The sequence below is a fragment of the Magnetospirillum gryphiswaldense MSR-1 v2 genome, assembly GCF_000513295.1.
Taxonomy (GTDB): domain Bacteria; phylum Pseudomonadota; class Alphaproteobacteria; order Rhodospirillales; family Magnetospirillaceae; genus Magnetospirillum; species Magnetospirillum gryphiswaldense.
In genome coordinates this window covers 542,384-559,693 of record NC_023065.1, presented here as the reverse complement: position 1 = coordinate 559,693, position 17,310 = coordinate 542,384, and the positions used below count along the sequence as shown (strand labels likewise).

The window sequence follows — 17,310 nt, the reverse complement described above, 5'->3', positions numbered from 1 at the left end:
GAGAGGCAAAAAAGTTACGCGCCGAAAAAATGCGGATTGCCTTTGACCTCGACTAAAAGGACACTTTCCCCATTCAACCGGGGGGGGGTTTGCCAGCATGTCCGAAAGCGCCTTTGTCCATCATGGCCGATTGGGAGCGGTGATCCGCCTGTCGGTGGTCAATGCCTTGCTCAACATCGTAACTTTGTCCTTGTGGCGATTTTGGGGCAAGACCCGGGTGCGCGCCTATTTGTGGGGCCATACCACCATATGGGGCGAGCCGTTGGAATATGTGGGGCGCGGCGGTGAATTGTTCATCGGCTTCCTGCTGGCCATGCTGGTGGTCTTCACCCCCTACATGATCCTGGTCACCGTGGCCCAGCTCATGCTGGTCGAGGAAAATCCCCTGGGCGCCTTGCTGTTCGCCCTGGCCCAGTTCAGCCTGTTCTTCCTGATCGGTGTCGGCCTGTACCGGGCCCGGCGCTATCTGATGACCCGTACCGTGTGGCGGGGCCTGCGCGCCGGCCAGGACGGTTCGGCCCTGACCTATGCCTTGCTGATCCTGGGCCATATCGTGCTGATGGGGTTGACCCTGGGCTGGTCGGCGCCGTGGATGTCGGTGAAGATCGAACGCTACCGGCTGAACCACACCCGTTTCGGTGATACGGGTTTCACTTGCGACGCCACCTCGGGATCGCTGTACAAGCGTTTTTCTGCGGTGTGGTTCAGCTTCATCCCGGTGGTCGCCTGCATGGCGCTGCTCGGCGCGTTCATGGATTATCCCAACCCGGAGACCATGGAGCCGGGCGAATTCTTCGCCAAGCTGGCCTTGGTCTATGTCTGGCTGTTCGGCTCGACCCTGGTGTTCACCGCCCTGCCGCTGGCCGCCTATAATGCCGCCTATTGGCGGCAGATCGCCGCCCATACCCGTTTCGACGGCATCGGTTTCAGCTTCGAGTTGGGGGCGTGGCGGCTGGTGCGGCTGTTCGTCGGCAACGCGCTGATCACGGCGCTGTCCCTGGGCATCCTGCGCCCGGTGGCCAGCATGCGTACCTTGCGCACCGCCTGCCAGTGCCTGAGCATGGAATCCCAGCCCGATCTGTCGCGGCTGTTCGCCGGCACCCAGCCGATCCCGCGCACCGGCGAAGGGCTGCTGGCGGCATTGGATGGCGTCGGCGAATTCTGATGCGGGTGCTGGCCGGCCTCTACCGCGACGGCAAGACCGCCGAAGATCACCCGGTTGAAATCCGCGTGCTCGGCCATGGGCTGGAAATCGTCGCCCATGACAGTCCGTTGGTGGAACGCTGGCCGCTGGCCCGCATCGCCCGCGATGGCGACACCATCGGCGCGGCGCTCAGGTTGCGCTGCGCCGATTTCCCTGCCGCTCGTCTGGTGATCGCCGACGGCCAGGATCTGGCGGCATTGCTGCCCCAACGCCAGACCAAGCCCTGGCTGTGGGCGGGGCTGGCCGCCGGTGCCGCCTTGGTCCTGGGCCTGACCTTTTGGGGTCTGCCGCATCTGGCCAGTGCCGCCGCCCATATGGTGCCGATCGAGGCCGAGCGCGCCTGGGGCCGGGCCATGGCCCGCGAGATCGAGGACGACCACCGCGCCTGCACCCGCCCGGACGGCATGGCGGCACTGGCGGTCTTGCAACAGAAACTGGCGCTGGTCCTGCCCGAGCCGCAACGTCCCAGCCGGGTGGTGGTGGTCGAGCACCCCATGGTCAACGCCGTAGCCTTGCCCGGCGGCACCATCATCGTGTTCGACGGCCTGCTGCGTCAGGCCGACACGGCCGACGAAGTGGCCGGGGTTTTGGCCCATGAAATGGCCCATGTGGCCGAACGCCACCCGCTGATCGCCGGTATCCGCTCGGTCGGGCTGGCGGCGCTGGTGACCTTGTTCACCGGCGATCTGTCAGCGGTGGCCGCCACCATCGGCGGCATGGCCCTGGCCGGCAATTATTCACGCCAGGACGAAAGCAGCGCCGATGCGCTGGCGGTGGAAATCTTGCATCAGGCCGGCATTTCGCCCCAGGGGCTGGCGTCGTTCTTCGCCAAGCTGGCGGATCAGGGCGGTGAAATACCGCAATGGCTGTCTACCCACCCCGAGTTGGATGCGCGCCGTCAGGCGGTGGAGGCCGCCACCTGGGGCCAAGCCTTCGCCCCCGCCCTGGATGCCAGCCAGTGGCAGGCGCTCAAGGATATCTGCCCTAACTAGCCTTGTAACTTTGGACGTAACCGCCCGAGGCGCGCAAATCAACCGTGCCGCCGCCTTGCTCGGGCGTGTGCTGGTGCAGCCACAACGTGGCAGCCAGCGTGACCAAAGCGGCTACGCCCAACTGTACCAGCGGACGCGACAGCAGCCGCACCGTACGGCTGAGACCGATGGTCAAATGCCGGCGCAGCGGATTGCGGTATTGCGAACGATAGGGGATGGTCATTCATGCCTCCGGTCTTGATGCCGGGGCACGTTAAAAGCCGATTGTGTCAGGGAAATGGCCAAACGGCGGCAAAGAGTAACAAAGGGTAACGAGGAAACGCTAAAACCGCTCCGACAGCCAGATGGCCAGCTTGCAGCCGCTTTTGATGGCGGTGGACAGCAACGGATAGGCCGGGGCCTTTTCCGCCTCGTTGGCCAAGCCGATATCGCGGTGCTCCAACTCTTCTTGGCGGAATTCCTCGATGGTGGCCTTCAACTCCGCCTCGTCATCGCCAAGGACGGCGTATTGAGCGGCATAATGTTCGTCGATGGCTTCTTCCACCGCCACCGTGCAGGCCATGGCGGCGCGTTCCCCCAGCAAAGCGGTGCCGGCGCCCAGGGCGAAGCCGGCCACGTGCCAGATGGGCGAAAAAATCGTCGGACGCACGCCGCGTTCGCCGATCAGCCGGCTGAAGGTGTCCAGGTGGTGCTGTTCCTGCTGGGCCATCTTGGCCAGAATCGGCCCGTGCCGCCCCCGCCCCAGCACCGCCCGTTGACCCTGATAGATGCGCACCGCCCCCAACTCGCCGGCCTGATCGACGCGCAGGATGCGGGCCAGCAATTGCTCGCGGGTCAAATCACCGGGGATGCGGTGTTGGGCGGTGTCGGCACTCATCGGCGTCCCTTCCTGGGTAGGGCAGCCAGCACCACCAGGGCGAGGCCGCCGGAAAACACGATGTTCAATGCGGCCATGGTGATGCCGTGCCATTGCCAGGCCGGTTCGTCGCAGCGGGCCTCGGCCGGCTTGCTCATCAGCGCCGACAGATCGTTCAGGTTCACCGCCCCGGATTGGCTGGCGGCACAGGTGGAGTCCCACCATTTCTGCTCGACGCCCACATGGTAGACGGCGATGCCAGCATTGATCAGAAAGGCCAGACCGGCCAAGGCCATCAGCGCACGTTGCCAAGACAGCGGTCGCAGCAGGGCGATCAGCGCCAGAATTCCGGCAACGGCGAAGGGCACGCGCTGGGTCAGACACAGCGAACACGGACGCAGGCCGAAACCGTACTGGGCCACATAAGCCGTGGCCAGGGCGCAAACGCTGACGGCCAGGACGAAGAGCGGGAGAAAACGCGAGGAAGTCATGGCCCGCACCATATCATCTGCCCACCCGCTTGACCAGTTGGGCTTGGGCGGGAACAATGGCCGGCCCATTCTCCCGTCATCGAGGCTTCATGGATCTTTCCACTCTTCGTTCCGGCGGCAAGGCCGCCCTGGCCCGCGCCCTGGCCCAGTTGGAACGCGCCCCCGATGCCGCCGAGACCGTGGCCCTGCTGGATGCCGCCTATGCCGAACCCCTGGCCCATGTGGTCGGCATGACCGGCCCGCCGGGGGTGGGGAAATCGACGCTGATGAACGCCCTGATCGGCGGCTGGCGGGCGCGGGGCCGTCGCGTCGCCTGCATCGCCGTCGATCCGTCGTCGCGGCGTTCGGGGGGGGCGCTTTTAGGCGACCGCACCCGCCTGTCCACCGACCCCGAGGATCAGGACATCTTCGTCCGCTCCATGGCCGCACGCGACCGCCTGGGCGGATTGGCGGCCTTGACCATATCGTCCATGGTGCTGATGCGCGCCCTTTACGACGTGGTCCTGATCGAAACCGTCGGCGTCGGCCAAAGCGAGACCGACGTGGTCGGCGTCGCCGACACCGTCTTGTTCTGCGTACAGCCAGGATCGGGCGATTCCTTGCAATTCATGAAGGCCGGTATCGCCGAAATCCCCCATGTGGTGGTGGTGACCAAGGCCGATATGGAACAGGCGGCACGGCGGGCGCGCTCCGATGTCCTGGGCGCCTTGTCCCTGGGCGGCAGCGATGAGGTGGACAATTGGCAGGTGCCGGTACTGATGGTGTCGTCCATGCGCCGTGAAGGCGTCGACGATCTGATCGCCGCCATCGACGGCCACCGCGACTTTCTGCAAGATGGCGACCAACTGAGCGCCGCCCGTCATGCCCAGGCCGAACAATGGCTGACCGAGGCGGTGCGTGAACGCTGGGGCCGCGAGGGAATCGCCCGTGCCGGTGACCTGAGCCTGCCGGCAGGACAATCGCCGTTCCATCGGCTGGCACTTTTGAACGACAAACTAAAGTTTGCATTATAAAAGAAGGCTGTGCGCATCAATCACATGTGTTGACATGGCGTGACGATGCGTTGACCATTCTTTAGTCCAATACGGGGGAAAGCGAGTTGACGGCAGCCATGACGGGAAAGTCCGCGTCGGTCGTCCTTGATCGCGAGCTGCTTGAGCTCGTGTCTTCCCTTGTCTGCCTGCTGCGTGACGGCAAGGTGCTTTTCCTCAACAATGCCGGTGTGCGCATGTTGGGCCTGTCGGCAGCCGCCGACGCCCAGGACGAGTTGTTCGAATCCTTCGTCGTCGAGGATTACCGCTTCCTGATGGAAGCCGGCTGGGAATTGCTGGCCGAGGAAGATTTCCTGCCACTGAAGCTGTCCCGCGCCGACGGCCAAGTGTTCGAAGCCGAGTTGCGCGTGCGTCAGGCGCCGTCGGCCACCGACATTTTCCTGGTGGAAGCACGCGATATCTCGAAATTCGTCAAATCGGCGGAAGCCCTGCGCGAGCGCGAGGAACGGCTGCAAGGCGTCCTCGCCTCGGTGGCGGAAGGCATCGTTACCATCAACGATTCGGGCCGCATCGAATCGGCCAATCCGGCGGCGGAGCGCATGTTCGGCTTCAGCCGCGGCCAGTTGGTGGGCCGCGACATGACCGACCTGCTGCCGACCAGCGCGCGTGAGCGCCATGTCCGCTTTTTCGATGCCTACATGGCGGGGCTGTTCCCCACCCTGATGGGCCGTCAGGTGGAAGGTATGGGGCTGCGTCAGAACGGCAGCATGTTCCCCATGGAAATCTCGGTCAGCGAATTGCGTCATGGCCGCCACCGCCTGTTCACCGCCATCCTGCGCGATATTTCTGAACGCAAGGAGGCCGAGGACCGCATCCGCAGGCTGGCCCATCACGACACCCTGACCGGCTTGCCCAACCGCAATCTGCTCAACGACCGCATGAACCACGCGCTCGCCCGCATCAAACGCCACGGCGGTCACATGGCGGTGCTGTACGTGGATTTGGACAAGTTCAAGCCCATCAACGACAGCCTAGGCCACGAAGCCGGCGACGCCGTGCTGCGAGAGGTGGCCAACCGGCTGATGTCGTGCGTGCGGTCATCCGATACGGTGTCGCGGGTGGGTGGCGACGAATTCGTCGTCGTCGTCGAGGAAATCACTCGCCAGGGCGAAGCGGCGCTGGTGGCGCGCAAGATATTGGATGCGCTCGAGCAATCCATCCCCTACCACGAACATCAGTGCCAAGTGGGCGCATCGATCGGTGTCGCCCTGTTCCCCCACGATGGCACCACCATCGAGGAAGTCTGCAAGGCCGCCGACTTGGCCATGTACCGGGTCAAACATTCGGGCCGCAACGGCTATTGCTTCTATTCCGACACCGACGGCGAAGTGGTCGCCGCCGATGACGACAGGTTACTGGAATAGTCGGTCAAGCCTCAAACGCGACGCTTCCATCCCCTCAACCGTCCTGCCCGCGCAGGCGGGCATGACGGCCATGGTGGTGGAGGATTTCCGGTTAGCGGGCGCGCGGCTCTACTCGCCTTCGGGCAGCACCGCCCAAGCCGGCACGGTGACGGCAAGGACCTTGCCGCCGCACGTCAGCGGCGTGTCGGCGCGTAAGTGTTCCAGCCGGATCATGGCCAGACCGGCACCATCGCCGCCCGAGCGCATTTCTCCCGCCTCGGCCTCGCCGGCCAGCACCGGGGTGCCCGCTTCCGGGGCGGCGCCGTCGAAGCTGACCGGCAGCAGGCGCTTTCTCACCAGACCGCGATACTTGGTCCGCGCCGTCAGCTCCTGCCCCATGTAGCAGCCCTTGTTGAAATCGACGCCGCCCAGCTCGTCGAAGCCGTTTTCCAGCAGCAGCGACTTGTCCACGATCAGATCACGAGCGCCATCGGGCACGCCCTGGGCAAAGCGCCAAGCATCCCAGGCGGCAAGCGGCGCCTCGGCCATATCCGCCGGCGGCTGGCTGGCGTAAAGCCGCCCGCCCATGGCCGGCAGGCGGGTGTCGGCAGCGACCCCTTCCGGCAAGGCGCCGTCACCGCCGAAGACGGCGAATACCGCCAGATCGGTGGTGGTGATGGTCACCTTGGACCGCAGCTTGTAGAGCGACAATTTCTTGCGGAAAGCTTCGGCGGTGGCGGCATCGACGTCGATCAGCACGGTGTCGCCCTGTTCGGTCAGGAACAGATCCCACAGGAACTTGCCTTGCGGGGTCAAAAACGCCGCCCACAGCGCTTGGCCGGGGGCGATCTTGGCGACATCGTTGGAAATCAGACCTTGCAGAAAGGTCTTGCGGTCGTCGCCGGCCACATTCAACACGGTACGGGGAAGACGGGTGAACTGATAAGCGGGCATGCTTGTCCTGCCTTGGGTCGGGTGTGGGCGGCGGATCATCAAAAGGTGGGACAATCAGGGCCGCTTGGCAACCCCCGTTCCTGGCCGTATATAGGGGGGACGATGCATATCACATTGGTTGACGATTCCATTCCCTTTGACGGCTATACCGCTTCGTCGCGCCCCTTGGGCGGGGCGGAAAAGGGATTCGCCGCCCTGGCTGGGGCCCTGGCCCGGCGCGGGCACTCGGTCGCGGTGTTCAACCGCTGCCGCTGGTCCATGTTCATCGAAGGGGCCCAGTGGGAAACCTTCGAGGCGAAAAAACCGCTGATGACCGATCTGCTGATCGCGCTCAGAAAGCCGGAACTGCTTGGCTTCATCCGTCAGGCCAAGCGCCGGGTGCTGTGGCACACTGGCCCCGGACGCCTGCTGGAACGCAAATCCACCCGCGCCGTCTTCGACGATCTCAAGCCAGCGGTGCTGTTGTGTTCGGAAACCCAGGCCCTGGATTGGCAGGCGCGCGGCCTGAAGGTGGCGCTGCTGCCGCCGGCGCTGAAATCCGATTTCCTTGCCGACAGCGACGTCGGACCAGAACAGCCGCCGCGCGCCATCGTCACCACCCATCCGGCCCATGGCCTGTCGTGGCTGGTGGATGTGTGGGTGGACAAAATCCGTCCGCGGGCACCCGCGGCAGAACTGCACATCCATTCCACCAGCCTGGCCAAGATGGCCGAGGGCGGCGGTGTCGATGACGCCTTGCAAGACCTTGCCGTCAAAATTCTGGCGGCCAAGGGCGACGGTATCGAGGTCTTCCGCCCCCAGGGCGACGCCCTGATGGCCGCGGCCTATCGCCAGTCCATGGTCCATCTCTATCCCGGCCATCCCGACGACAGCACCGCTTTCACCCTGATGGAAAGCCAAGCCTGCGGCACCCCCGCCGTGCTGCGCCCGCTGGGGGCGGCACCGGGCCGGGTGGTCGATGGGTCGTCGGCCTATGTCGCCCCCGACGACGACGCCTTCGCCAATCTGGCGGCGTTGCTGCTTAACAATGCCGACACCCGCGCCAATCTGGGCGCCGAAGCCCGCGCCCTGTACCAGGGCCGCACCTGGGACCGGGCGGCGGAGAAACTGGAAACCCTGCTGGCATGACCCGTCTGTTGCAAGCCATGGCCGGGGCCGAACACGGCGGCGCCGAGGCCTTTTTCGAGCGTCTCGCCATCGCCTTGCACAAGGCCGGGCTGGACCAGCATGTGCTGATCCGCCGCAATGCGCGCCGCGCCGCCCATCTGCGCGCCCAAGGGGTGCAGGTGACCGAATTGCCGTTCGGCGGTGCGCTGGATTTGTCCACCCATCTGGGCTTTCGCCGCGCCATCAAGGATTTCCGCCCCAGTCATGTGCTGACCTGGATGAACCGGGCGACCAAGTTCTGCCCGCGTGGCGATTTCGTCCATGTCGGTCGCCTGGGCGGCTATTACGACCTGAAATATTACAAGAAATGCCATCACCTGATCGGCAACACCATGGATATCCGCAACTGGATCACCGATCAGGGCTGGCCGGTCGAGCGGGCCCATTACGTGCCCAATTTCGTTGCCGACAATCGGGCCGAGCCGGTGGCACGCAAGATTTTTTCCACCCCCGGCGGCGTGCCGGTGATCCTGGCCTTGGGCCGGCTGCACCCCAACAAGGCTTTCGATACCCTGATCGATGCCCTGGCCCAGGTGCCCGAGGCCTATTTATGGATCGCCGGTGAAGGCCCGTTGCTGGGCGAGTTGGAGCGCCAGGCGGCCAAGCTGGGGGTGATCGCCCGCACCCGTTTCCTCGGCTGGCGCGACGACGTCGCCGGCCTGTTCGCCGCCGCCGATCTGTTCGTCTGCCCATCACGGCATGAACCCCTGGGCAATGTGGTGATCGAGGCCTGGGCCCAGGGCAAGCCGGTGGTCGCCGCCGCCGCGCAAGGGCCGTCGCAACTGATCTTCGACGGCGAAAACGGCCTGCTGACCCCGGTGGACGATGCCAGCGCCATGGCCGGGGCCATCAACCGGGTGCTGGGCGACCATGATTTCGCCGCCCATCTGGGCCGCACCGGACAGGCGGCCTATCAGGCGCAATTCACCGAAGCCGCCGTGGTACAACGTTACCTGGACTTCCTTACGCAGGTCGCCCGCTGATGTGCGGCATCGCCGGCCTGATCGCCCCCGCCGGGCAGGTTCCCGATTCAAGGGTAATGGACCTTTTGGCCGATGCCCTGGCCCATCGCGGCCCCGACGGTCGGGGTCGTTACGTGCGCGACAATGTGGCCTTGCTGCAAAACCGGCTGTCCATCATCGACCTGGAAGGCGGGCGCCAACCCATCCTTGACCCCCAGGGCCGGGCCATCATCGCCAATGGCGAGGTCTATAATTACCTGGAACTGCGCGGGCAGTTGGACGGCGCCACCTTCACCACCCATTCCGATTGCGAGCCGCCGCTGCACCTTTATGCCCGCGACGGCCTGGACTTCGCCCAAGCCTTGCGCGGCATGTACGCCCTGGCCATCCATGACCCGCTGGAAAACCGGGTGGTGCTGGCCCGCGACCCCTTCGGCATCAAGCCGCTTTATCTGGCGCAAGGGGAATGGGGCATCGCCTTCGCCTCGGAACCGCAGGCCCTGATCAAGGCCGGGTTGGTGGTGGCGGCGGTCGATCCGCAGGCGCGAGCGGAAGTGCTGCAATTGCAGTTCACCTGCTCGGACGCCACCATTTATCCCGGCATCCGCCGCGTGCCCGCCGGCGCCACCTTGGTCATCGAAAACGGCCAAATCCGCCAGCATACCCGCCGCCCGGCGCTGGTCGCCGGCGGAACCCGGTCCGGCGATGCCGAAAGCCTGCTCGACCAGTTGGACCGGGTGCTGACCGAATCGGTGGATATGCACCAGCGCTCGGACGTGCCCTATGGCATGTTCCTGTCGGGCGGCATCGACTCATCGGTATTGCTGGCCCTGATGGCGCGGCTGAACCCCCGGCCCGTCCTGGCCTTCACCGCCGGATTCTCAGGCACGGACGTCCATGACGAACGCGACCACGCCCGCGCCCTGGCCCGCAGCGTCGGCGCCCAACATGTGGAAGTGGATTTCAACGAAAGCGATTTCTGGGCCCTGCTGCCCCGGGTCGCCAGCGCCATGGATGACCCGGCGGCGGATTACGCCTGCCTGCCCACCTACAAGCTGGCCATGCGCGCCAGCCAACAGGTCAAGGTCATCCTGTCGGGCGAAGGCGGCGACGAATTGTTCGGCGGTTATGGCCGCTATCGCGGCGCCATGCGCCCGTGGCCGTTGTCCAAGCCCATGCGCCGCAACGGCACGTTCGATGGGCTTGGGGTGTTGCGCCCCCTGCCCGGCTGGCGCGACCGTTTCGCCCTGGCGGAAAAGGCCGCCGCCCTGCCCGGTCGCAGCCGCTTGCAGGCGGCCCAGGCCATTGATTGCGCCGACTGGCTGCCCAACGACCTGCTGATCAAGGCCGACCGCTGCCTGATGGCCAACGCCATCGAGGGCAGGGTGCCGTTTCTTGATCCGGAGGTGGCGGAATTCGCCTTCACCCTGCCCGACCGCTTCAAGATCAGGAACGGCCTGGGCAAGCATCTGCTGCGCCTGTGGCTGGAGCGCGCCATGCCCGCCGCCCGCCCCTTCGACAAAAAACGCGGCTTCACCGTGCCGGTGGGGGAATGGATCAGCGCCCGCCCGGACATCGGCGCCCTGGTGGCGACGCAACCGGGTATCGGCGAAATCGCCCTGCCCGGCCAGGTGGAAAAGCTGTTCGCCGCCGCCGCGCCCAAGACCGGCTTTGCCCGCTGGTCGTTGCTGTTCTATGCGCTGTGGCACCAAATCCATATACTGGGCGTGCCGGCTGACGGCGATGCCTTCGATACCCTGAGCACGAGGTAATCATGTCCCAAAGCTTCGATCTGGTCCTGGCCAACGGCACCGTGGTCACCCCCGGCGGCACCGCCACCACCGATATCGGCATCCTGGGCGGGCGCATCACCGCCATCGGTGATTTGCGCGGATCGGCCATGGCCGACAAGATCGACTGCACCGGCCTGCACGTTTTGCCGGGCGTCATCGACACCCAGGTGCATTTCCGCGAGCCGGGGCTGGAGCACAAGGAAGACTTGTCCACCGGCAGCGCCGCCGCCGCCATGGGCGGTGTCGTCGCCTTCTTCGAGATGCCCAACACCAAGCCGGGCACCACCACCGACGTGGAATTGCTGGACAAGCTCAAGCGCGGCGAGGGCCGCTGCTGGACCGACCACGCCTTTTTCCTGGGGGCAGCGGCCGACAACATCGACCATCTGGCCCAGTGGGAACGCATCCCCGGCTGCGCCGGCATCAAGGTGTTCATGGGCTCCTCCACCGGCAATCTGCTGGTCGCCGACGACGAGACCCTGGCCAAGGTCATCGCCCAAGGGTATCGCCGCATCGCCGTCCACTGCGAGGACGAAGCCCGGCTGATCGCCCGCAAATCCATCGCCGATGCCGCCGGCCATCCCCGCGCCCACCACATCTGGCGCGATGCCGAGACGGCGCTGATCGCCACCAAACGACTGGTCAAGCTGGCCGAGGCGGCCAAGCGCCGCGTCCACGTGCTGCACGTCACCACCGCCGAGGAAATGGAGTTCCTGGCCGATCACAAGGATCTGGTGACGGTGGAAACCACGCCGCAACACCTGACCCTGACCGCGCCCGATTGCTATGAGACCTTGGGCACCTACGCCCAGATGAACCCGCCCATCCGCGAGAACCACCATCGCGGCGCCCTGTGGCGGGCCATCAACAACGGCACCGTCGATGTGCTGGGGTCCGACCACGCGCCGCACACGCGCGAGGAAAAGGACAAGCCCTATCCGCAATCGCCGTCGGGGATGACCGGGGTGCAGACCCTGGTGCCGATCATGCTGGACCACGTCAACCAGGGCCGCCTGAGCCTGGAACGTTTTGTCGATCTGACCTCGGCGGGACCGGGACGAATCTATAATCTGGCCGGCAAGGGCCGCATCGCCATGGGCTACGATGCCGACTTCACCTTGGTCGACATGAAGGCGGAACGCACCATCACCAACCAATGGATCGTCAGCCGCTGCGGCTGGACCCCGTTCGACGGCAAGAAGGTCAAGGGCTGGCCCATGGCCACCATCATCCGCGGCCAATTGGTGATGAGCGACGGCCAGTTGATCGGCGACCCCGCCGGCAAGCCGGTGCGCTTCCAGGAATGCTATCCGTAAGTGGAAAACTTTCTGTTCAAAATCCTGCCGCTGCTACTGATCGCGGTGCTGCTGAAATACGCCCAGGCGAAAGCGGCGGGACGCGGCGTTTTCGCCAGCCTGGGCATCTATGCCGGCATCGGTGTGCTGTGTCTGACCATCTATTTTGCCGGTCGGGGCAGCGCCATCACCTTCTATCCCGAAGGCGAGGCGGCGCTGGAAGCGGCCATGGACGAGTTGGACAAGCTGTCCGACGATTTCGACACCCTGCGCATCATGCTGCCGGAAACCTATATGCCGCTGGCGGTGGCGGCACGGGGTTATCTGGCCCAGGACAGCCGCCGCCATCTGAGCCTGGAGGCGGTGGAAAGCCTGGAGCCCAAGGGCTCGGCGGTGGTCGCCACCTTGTGGCGCAAGGCGGCCCGGGGCAGCGACCAGTCCCTGCGCGACATGTGGAGCAAAAGCCTGGCCCTTGACCTGGACTTGCTGGAAACCGCGCCGCTTTCCTGCGCCTCGCGCAGTGACGGGGTGATGATCCCGGTGCCCGGCCGCAGTCAAAGGTTGCCGTCGGAAGAGGAATTCGACAGCGCCATGGTCACGGCCATCCAGGACGGCGACCGCAATCCCGTGGCCGCCATGGCCGACAAGGATGCTCTTGATTTGATGGCGGCGATCACCCGCCCGCTCAACGACCGGCAATTGAAATACGTATTCGAGCGCGGCAGCGACGCCGACGCCGTGGAACGCTGCCAATCCCGCATCGCCTTCGCCCGGCTGATCGAGGCCGCGCCCCAGGCCGCCCAGGCCATTCGCGCCTATTATGCCAGCGGCTATCAATGATGGCGGCAATACACCTTGACATCCGCATTCGGCTATAGCCGCCGCCCCTGGTGATCTGCCATACTCAACCAAAGCTGGACACTGCCGTTGCCGCGCATTACACTTGCGAACGGCTCGCATCCAGGCCGAAGGGGTATCCGATCATGTTCACCGACAACACACTGACGCCGAAGGAAGCCGTGCGCTTGTGCGCACTGGGCATGATCGCGCGCCAATGCATGCGGTATTCCGAACTGGCCGGGGCGGTGCGTCATTTCATCAGCCGGGTGGCCGGGCCGCAGATCGACCTGATGGGTATGTCCATCGAATTGCTGCGCTACGAAGGTCTGGTGCAGGCGGTGGGCGGCGAAGGCATGGAAGACAACGCCCAACTGACCATCACCGAGGCCGGCAGCCGCGAGCTTCACGCCTTGCTGACGGCGCGTCTGCGCCCTGGCTCCGACCTGTCCAAGCTGGTCATCGCGCTGAAGATGCGCTTCCTTGATCTGCTCGAGGTCAAGGAACAGCAGGCCCAGGCCGATCTGTTGCTGGAAATGGTGGAAAGCGAACTGGCCCGCCTGCTGGATTTGCGCGGCGCCTTTGCCGGCGACGGCGACGGCTGCCACCTGATCGACTGGCTGGACCACGACATCGAGCAACTGGAAGCACGCCTGTCTTGGCTGGAAGAGTTTCGCCTGCGCCTTTAGTTTGACTTATATAAAACTAAAGAAGGACAATAGTGCAACCAATTACTGAAGAACCCCCACCACTTTAAGGCGCCCCCATTTAAGACGCCCAAAGAAAAGGCGTTTATTATCCCTCTAGAGCATTTTCACATCGAGCGTCCATATCCGTCGTGGGCGAAGAAATTGGCGCATTCCTCGGGCGGAAACAGGTCGATGAGTTTTCCGATCACGTCCCATAAGGTGTTGATGGTGCGGGCTTGCGCCTTTCGCAGCAGGCTCTTGAGCTTGGCGAAGGCGAGCTCGATGGGATTGAGGTCTGGGGAGTAGGGCGGCAGATACCGCAGGGTGGCCCCTCGGGCTTCGATGAGTTGCTTGACCCCTGCCACCTTGTGGGCGGGCAGATTGTCCATTACGACGATGTCGCCGGGCCGCAAGGTCGGAGCCAGGACCTGCTCGACATAGGCCAGGAAGATCGCGCCATTCATCGCCTTGTCGATGACGAAGGGGGCGGAGATTCCGTCATGCCGGAGCGCCCCGACGAAGGTGGTCATTTTCCAATGACCGTGCGGCACCGCAGCCAGCAGCCGCTGACCGCGCGGCGCCCGTCCGTAGCGCCGGGTCATGTTGGTCGATGCCCCGGTTTCATCAAGGAAGACCAAGCGGGTTGGGTCCAGCGCCGGCTGCTCGGCTCGCCAGGCGATGCGTCCTTCGGCTACGTCGGGACGTTCCTGCTCGGCAGCATGCGCACTCTTTTTTTCAGACTGAGGTCGAGCCGCTCAAGCGTGTTCCACAGGCCGCCGACGCTGATCGACACGCCCAATTCGGCCAGAACCCAGGCGCGCAACTCAGCCAGCGTGGCATCGGGCTCGACCTTGATCTGCGCCTGCAACGCCTCAAGGTGAGCCGCCAGCTTCTGTCCTGGCCGCCCAGGCCGTGGCTTCACCGTCGTCTCGCCGGTGGCCCGGCGGCGGCCTTGGGCCTTGTAGATGTACGAAACGCTCACCCGGAACAGCGGCGCCACCTCGTAGGCGCTCATGCCGCTGTCCACAGCCGCCAAAACTCTATCGCGCAAGTCCTGAGAATAGGACTGCCCTGAGCGCCACGTCATCGCATCATCCTCGGGAGCGTTGTTACCGAAGATGTTGAATCACAAAATGACCTCAGGGGGAATCCTCTACCGATTCCGCTCGGCGTGAAACCGCTCTAAGAGCACTTTCTTGGGGATAATAAAATGTCTGCGAACATCACGGTCGCCCGCCGTATTTACGGCGGCTTCGCCTTGGTTCTGGTTCTCTTGGCCAGTCTGGCGCTTATCGCTGTCCTTCAGATCAGCCGCATTCACGACAGTCAGAATATCTACGCGTCGGTCAGCGGCAATTCGATCAATGTCAGCGTGATCGAAGGCGACATTTCGGAACTGCGCAGACTGGTGACCCTGAACTCAGGATTGAACAACGAAGCTGCCGGCAAAAAAATCCCGGCCCTTCTGGAGCGCCTGGATAAAGAACTCGGTGAAGCCATCAAGGTCACCCGCGACCCCAAGCGCAAAGAAAACCTGGAACGTATGTTGGTCCTGTTGGGCAATTATGCCCAAATCGTCAAACAGATTCAGGCTAACGACGTCAAACGGGATCAATTGATCGAATCACGTATGAACACCAGCGGTCTGGCGGCTCGCAAGGCCTTGTCGGAGATCACCCTGTCCGCCATGCATGATGGTGACTATCAGGCCGCTGCCCTCACCGGCCAGATCCAGGAAGCCCTGATGCTGACCCGTCTTGCGGCCTGGAAATTCCTGTCCGAACCCAAGCCCGAAACGGTTGATGAGGTCAAAGCTGCGGCCGGCGCCTTCCTTGATACGGCAAACAAGCTGGAAGCCCGCTTGCTAAACCCCACCCGCAAGGCCTTGGCCGCCAACGCCGAAAAACTGGCGCGCGACTATGTGGCGGCCTTTGATGAAACCGCCCAGGCCGTGCTGATGTCCAACCGCCTGCTGTTCAAGGATGGTGCGGCTATTGGCGAGGAACTGGGCCAATTAGCCATGGAAACGCTGGACTCTCAGCGTCATTACCTCGAGCAATTGGATCAAGATACCGATGCGACCATGAACAACACCACGCGCCTGATGTCGATCTTAGGGGCCTTGGGACTGGGCTTGGGCATTGTCTTGTCGATCTTTATCGCCCGCTCGATCATCGTTCCGATCAAAGCCATGACCCAGGCGATGGGCCGTTTGGCCGGCGGCGACAAGACCATCGACATTCCGGCACGTGAACGCGGTGACGAAATCGGCGCCATGGCTGCCGCCGTCCAGGTGTTCAAGGACAACGCCATCCGCGTCGAGCAATTGACCGCCGAACAAGAAGAACAAAAGCGTCGTTCCGAAGCCGAACGCCGTGCAGCCCTGCATCAGATGGCGAACAATTTCGAAGCCCAGGTGGGTGGCGTGGTCAACGCGGTGACCGCGGCGGCCGTGCAGTTGCAGGCGGCGTCGCGTCAGATGGCGGCCAACGCCACCGAAACCAGCGCCCAGGCCACCACGGTGGCCAGCGCCGCCGAACAGGCCTCGGCCAACGTGCAGACGGTGGCTTCGGCCAGCGAGGAACTGGCGGCATCCATCAACGAAATCGCCGCCCAAATGCAACGCTCGCAGGCGGTGGCCGAACGCGCCGACGAGCAGGCCCGATCCAGCGAAAGCGTCATCCAGCAATTGGCGGAAACGGTGGCCAGCATCGGCGCCATCGTCAACCTGATCACCCATATCGCGCACCAGACCAACCTGTTGGCCCTGAACGCCACCATCGAAGCGGCCCGCGCTGGCGAAGCCGGCAAGGGCTTCGCCGTGGTCGCCAACGAGGTCAAGGGGCTAGCCAGCCAGACCGCCCAAGCCACCGAGGAAATCGCCACCAAGATCGCCGCCGTGCAAAACGGCACCCACGACGTGGTGACCTCTATCGCCGCCATCTCCCATGTCATCAACGAAATGAGCGAGATCAGCGCCACCGTCGCCTCGGCGGTCCAGGAACAGACCGCCGCCACCGGGGAAATCGCCCGCAACGTCGATCAGGCGTCCATGGGCACCCAGGAAGTGTCCAACAATATCGGCATGGTGGAAACCGCCGCCCGCGAAACCGGCCACGCCGCCAATCAGATCAGCGATTCGGCTGCCGAGTTGTCGCAGCAAAGCGAGATGCTGAAGGTCGAGGTGAGCAACTTCCTGTCCCAGGTGCGTTCCGACGACAAAGAACAGAAATTGATGGAATGGAACGACAGCCTGAACGTCGGCATTGCCGAGGTGGACAAACACCATCACGAGATGATCGACAAGCTGAACCACTTCTTCCGCCAAATGCTCTCGGGCGATGCCGGCATGGCGGCCCTGGAAGTAGCGCGCACCTTGTTGCCCGACATGCAAAAGCATTTCGAGGAAGAGGAACAGATCATGGAACGCAAGGGGTTTGACGGACTGGCCAGCCACCGCAAATCCCACCAGAACTTCCTGGCCCAGGCCAAGGCCCATTGCGACGCCGTCCAATCGGGGCGCACCGATGCGGCGCAATCGCTGTTCCGCTTCATGGCCGACTGGATGCGCAGCCATATCCAAGACCACGATATCGCCTTTGCCCGCTTCGTCAGCGCCAAGGCGGCGTAAGCTTTGACGTCAGACGGCGGCGCATCACTGGACGCGCCGCCGTC

The 17,310-nt window shown here is 64.1% G+C and carries 16 protein-coding genes; 11 read left to right on the top strand and 5 right to left on the bottom strand.

What is annotated here, in order from left to right:
* The first annotated feature begins 97 nt into the window (after window positions 1-97).
* Window positions 98-1,165, top strand: coding sequence for a YjgN family protein (locus MGMSRV2_RS02625; protein ID WP_024078770.1), 1,068 nt, complete (start codon window positions 98-100; stop codon window positions 1,163-1,165).
* Entirely contained in the window at window positions 1,165-2,196 is a 1,032-nt protein-coding gene (locus tag MGMSRV2_RS02620) for a M48 family metallopeptidase (RefSeq protein ID WP_024078769.1), read from the top strand. Before MGMSRV2_RS02625 ends, MGMSRV2_RS02620 begins: the two co-directional genes overlap by 1 nt.
* Here the strand turns inward: MGMSRV2_RS02620 and MGMSRV2_RS02615 are convergent.
* The 3 genes from MGMSRV2_RS02615 to MGMSRV2_RS02605 all read right to left on the bottom strand — a co-directional run bounded on the left by MGMSRV2_RS02615 (window position 2,189) and on the right by MGMSRV2_RS02605 (window position 3,543).
* Window positions 2,189-2,419: a hypothetical protein gene (locus MGMSRV2_RS02615; RefSeq protein WP_024078768.1), complete on the bottom strand. Its 231-nt coding sequence runs from the start codon at window positions 2,417-2,419 to the stop codon at window positions 2,189-2,191. The genes MGMSRV2_RS02620 and MGMSRV2_RS02615 overlap by 8 nt on opposite strands.
* Window positions 2,420-2,518: 99 nt before the next feature.
* On the bottom strand, window positions 2,519-3,073 hold the full coding sequence (locus tag MGMSRV2_RS02610; RefSeq protein ID WP_024078767.1) for a demethoxyubiquinone hydroxylase family protein: 555 nt from the start codon (window positions 3,071-3,073) through the stop codon (window positions 2,519-2,521).
* Complete coding sequence (locus MGMSRV2_RS02605; RefSeq protein WP_052589075.1) at window positions 3,070-3,543, bottom strand: disulfide bond formation protein B; 474 nt, start codon at window positions 3,541-3,543, stop codon at window positions 3,070-3,072. The genes MGMSRV2_RS02610 and MGMSRV2_RS02605 overlap by 4 nt, the downstream gene beginning before the upstream one ends.
* Window positions 3,544-3,632: 89 nt before the next feature.
* Here MGMSRV2_RS02605 and meaB point away from each other — a divergent pair, with 89 nt between their 5' ends.
* Window positions 3,633-4,556: a methylmalonyl Co-A mutase-associated GTPase MeaB gene (gene meaB / locus MGMSRV2_RS02600; RefSeq protein WP_024078765.1), complete on the top strand. Its 924-nt coding sequence runs from the start codon at window positions 3,633-3,635 to the stop codon at window positions 4,554-4,556.
* 98 nt (window positions 4,557-4,654) lie between these two features.
* Entirely contained in the window at window positions 4,655-5,959 is a 1,305-nt protein-coding gene (locus tag MGMSRV2_RS02595; protein ID WP_041633404.1) for a diguanylate cyclase domain-containing protein, read from the top strand.
* Between the two features lie 108 nt (window positions 5,960-6,067).
* Here the strand turns inward: MGMSRV2_RS02595 and ygfZ are convergent, their stop codons facing one another.
* Complete coding sequence (ygfZ, locus tag MGMSRV2_RS02590; protein WP_024078763.1) at window positions 6,068-6,892, bottom strand: CAF17-like 4Fe-4S cluster assembly/insertion protein YgfZ; 825 nt, start codon at window positions 6,890-6,892, stop codon at window positions 6,068-6,070.
* A 102-nt stretch (window positions 6,893-6,994) separates the two neighbouring features.
* On the opposite strand from ygfZ, the gene MGMSRV2_RS02585 reads away from it, so the two are divergent.
* The 6 genes from MGMSRV2_RS02585 to MGMSRV2_RS02560 all read left to right on the top strand — a co-directional run bounded on the left by MGMSRV2_RS02585 (window position 6,995) and on the right by MGMSRV2_RS02560 (window position 13,635).
* A complete protein-coding gene (locus tag MGMSRV2_RS02585; RefSeq protein ID WP_024078762.1) occupies window positions 6,995-8,020 on the top strand; it encodes a glycosyltransferase in 1,026 nt (341 codons plus the stop codon).
* Window positions 8,017-9,042, top strand: a complete 1,026-nt coding sequence (locus MGMSRV2_RS02580; protein ID WP_024078761.1) for a glycosyltransferase — start codon at window positions 8,017-8,019, stop codon at window positions 9,040-9,042. Before MGMSRV2_RS02585 ends, MGMSRV2_RS02580 begins: the two co-directional genes overlap by 4 nt.
* Window positions 9,042-10,793 (top strand): asparagine synthase (glutamine-hydrolyzing), encoded by a 1,752-nt coding sequence (gene asnB / locus MGMSRV2_RS02575; protein WP_024078760.1) that lies wholly within the window; start codon window positions 9,042-9,044, stop codon window positions 10,791-10,793. The genes MGMSRV2_RS02580 and asnB overlap by 1 nt, the downstream gene beginning before the upstream one ends.
* Before the next feature lie 2 nt (window positions 10,794-10,795).
* Window positions 10,796-12,130, top strand: a complete 1,335-nt coding sequence (locus tag MGMSRV2_RS02570; protein WP_024078759.1) for a dihydroorotase — start codon at window positions 10,796-10,798, stop codon at window positions 12,128-12,130.
* Window positions 12,131-12,949: a hypothetical protein gene (locus MGMSRV2_RS02565; protein WP_024078758.1), complete on the top strand. Its 819-nt coding sequence runs from the start codon at window positions 12,131-12,133 to the stop codon at window positions 12,947-12,949. It abuts the gene before it with no gap.
* A 143-nt stretch (window positions 12,950-13,092) separates the two neighbouring features.
* Window positions 13,093-13,635, top strand: a complete 543-nt coding sequence (locus MGMSRV2_RS02560; RefSeq protein ID WP_024078757.1) for a hypothetical protein — start codon at window positions 13,093-13,095, stop codon at window positions 13,633-13,635.
* A gap of 125 nt (window positions 13,636-13,760) precedes the next feature.
* Here the strand turns inward: MGMSRV2_RS02560 and MGMSRV2_RS02555 are convergent.
* Window positions 13,761-14,722, bottom strand: a protein-coding gene (locus tag MGMSRV2_RS02555) for an IS630 family transposase (protein WP_144084247.1) whose coding sequence is annotated in 2 segments (ribosomal slippage) — window positions 13,761-14,374 and window positions 14,374-14,722 — 963 coding nt in all. Because the reading frame shifts where the segments join, the coding sequence is not laid out codon by codon here.
* A 123-nt stretch (window positions 14,723-14,845) separates the two neighbouring features.
* Here MGMSRV2_RS02555 and MGMSRV2_RS02550 point away from each other — a divergent pair.
* Complete coding sequence (locus MGMSRV2_RS02550) at window positions 14,846-17,266, top strand: bacteriohemerythrin (protein WP_024078756.1); 2,421 nt, start codon at window positions 14,846-14,848, stop codon at window positions 17,264-17,266.
* The last annotated feature ends 44 nt before the right edge of the window (window positions 17,267-17,310 follow it).

Bases quoted from the DNA above. Each gene is read 5' to 3' on its own strand.
- MGMSRV2_RS02625 (WP_024078770.1), top strand. From the start codon at position 98: ATGTCCGAAAGCGCCTTTGTCCATCATGGCCGATTGGGAGCGGTGATC.
- MGMSRV2_RS02620 (WP_024078769.1), top strand. From the start codon at position 1,165: ATGCGGGTGCTGGCCGGCCTCTACCGCGACGGCAAGACCGCCGAAGAT.
- MGMSRV2_RS02615 (WP_024078768.1), bottom strand. From the start codon at position 2,419: ATGACCATCCCCTATCGTTCGCAATACCGCAATCCGCTGCGCCGGCAT.
- MGMSRV2_RS02610 (WP_024078767.1), bottom strand. From the start codon at position 3,073: ATGAGTGCCGACACCGCCCAACACCGCATCCCCGGTGATTTGACCCGC.
- MGMSRV2_RS02605 (WP_052589075.1), bottom strand. From the start codon at position 3,543: ATGACTTCCTCGCGTTTTCTCCCGCTCTTCGTCCTGGCCGTCAGCGTT.
- meaB (WP_024078765.1), top strand. From the start codon at position 3,633: ATGGATCTTTCCACTCTTCGTTCCGGCGGCAAGGCCGCCCTGGCCCGC.
- MGMSRV2_RS02595 (WP_041633404.1), top strand. From the start codon at position 4,655: ATGACGGGAAAGTCCGCGTCGGTCGTCCTTGATCGCGAGCTGCTTGAG.
- ygfZ (WP_024078763.1), bottom strand. From the start codon at position 6,892: ATGCCCGCTTATCAGTTCACCCGTCTTCCCCGTACCGTGTTGAATGTG.
- MGMSRV2_RS02585 (WP_024078762.1), top strand. From the start codon at position 6,995: ATGCATATCACATTGGTTGACGATTCCATTCCCTTTGACGGCTATACC.
- MGMSRV2_RS02580 (WP_024078761.1), top strand. From the start codon at position 8,017: ATGACCCGTCTGTTGCAAGCCATGGCCGGGGCCGAACACGGCGGCGCC.
- asnB (WP_024078760.1), top strand. From the start codon at position 9,042: ATGTGCGGCATCGCCGGCCTGATCGCCCCCGCCGGGCAGGTTCCCGAT.
- MGMSRV2_RS02570 (WP_024078759.1), top strand. From the start codon at position 10,796: ATGTCCCAAAGCTTCGATCTGGTCCTGGCCAACGGCACCGTGGTCACC.
- MGMSRV2_RS02560 (WP_024078757.1), top strand. From the start codon at position 13,093: ATGTTCACCGACAACACACTGACGCCGAAGGAAGCCGTGCGCTTGTGC.
- MGMSRV2_RS02550 (WP_024078756.1), top strand. From the start codon at position 14,846: ATGTCTGCGAACATCACGGTCGCCCGCCGTATTTACGGCGGCTTCGCC.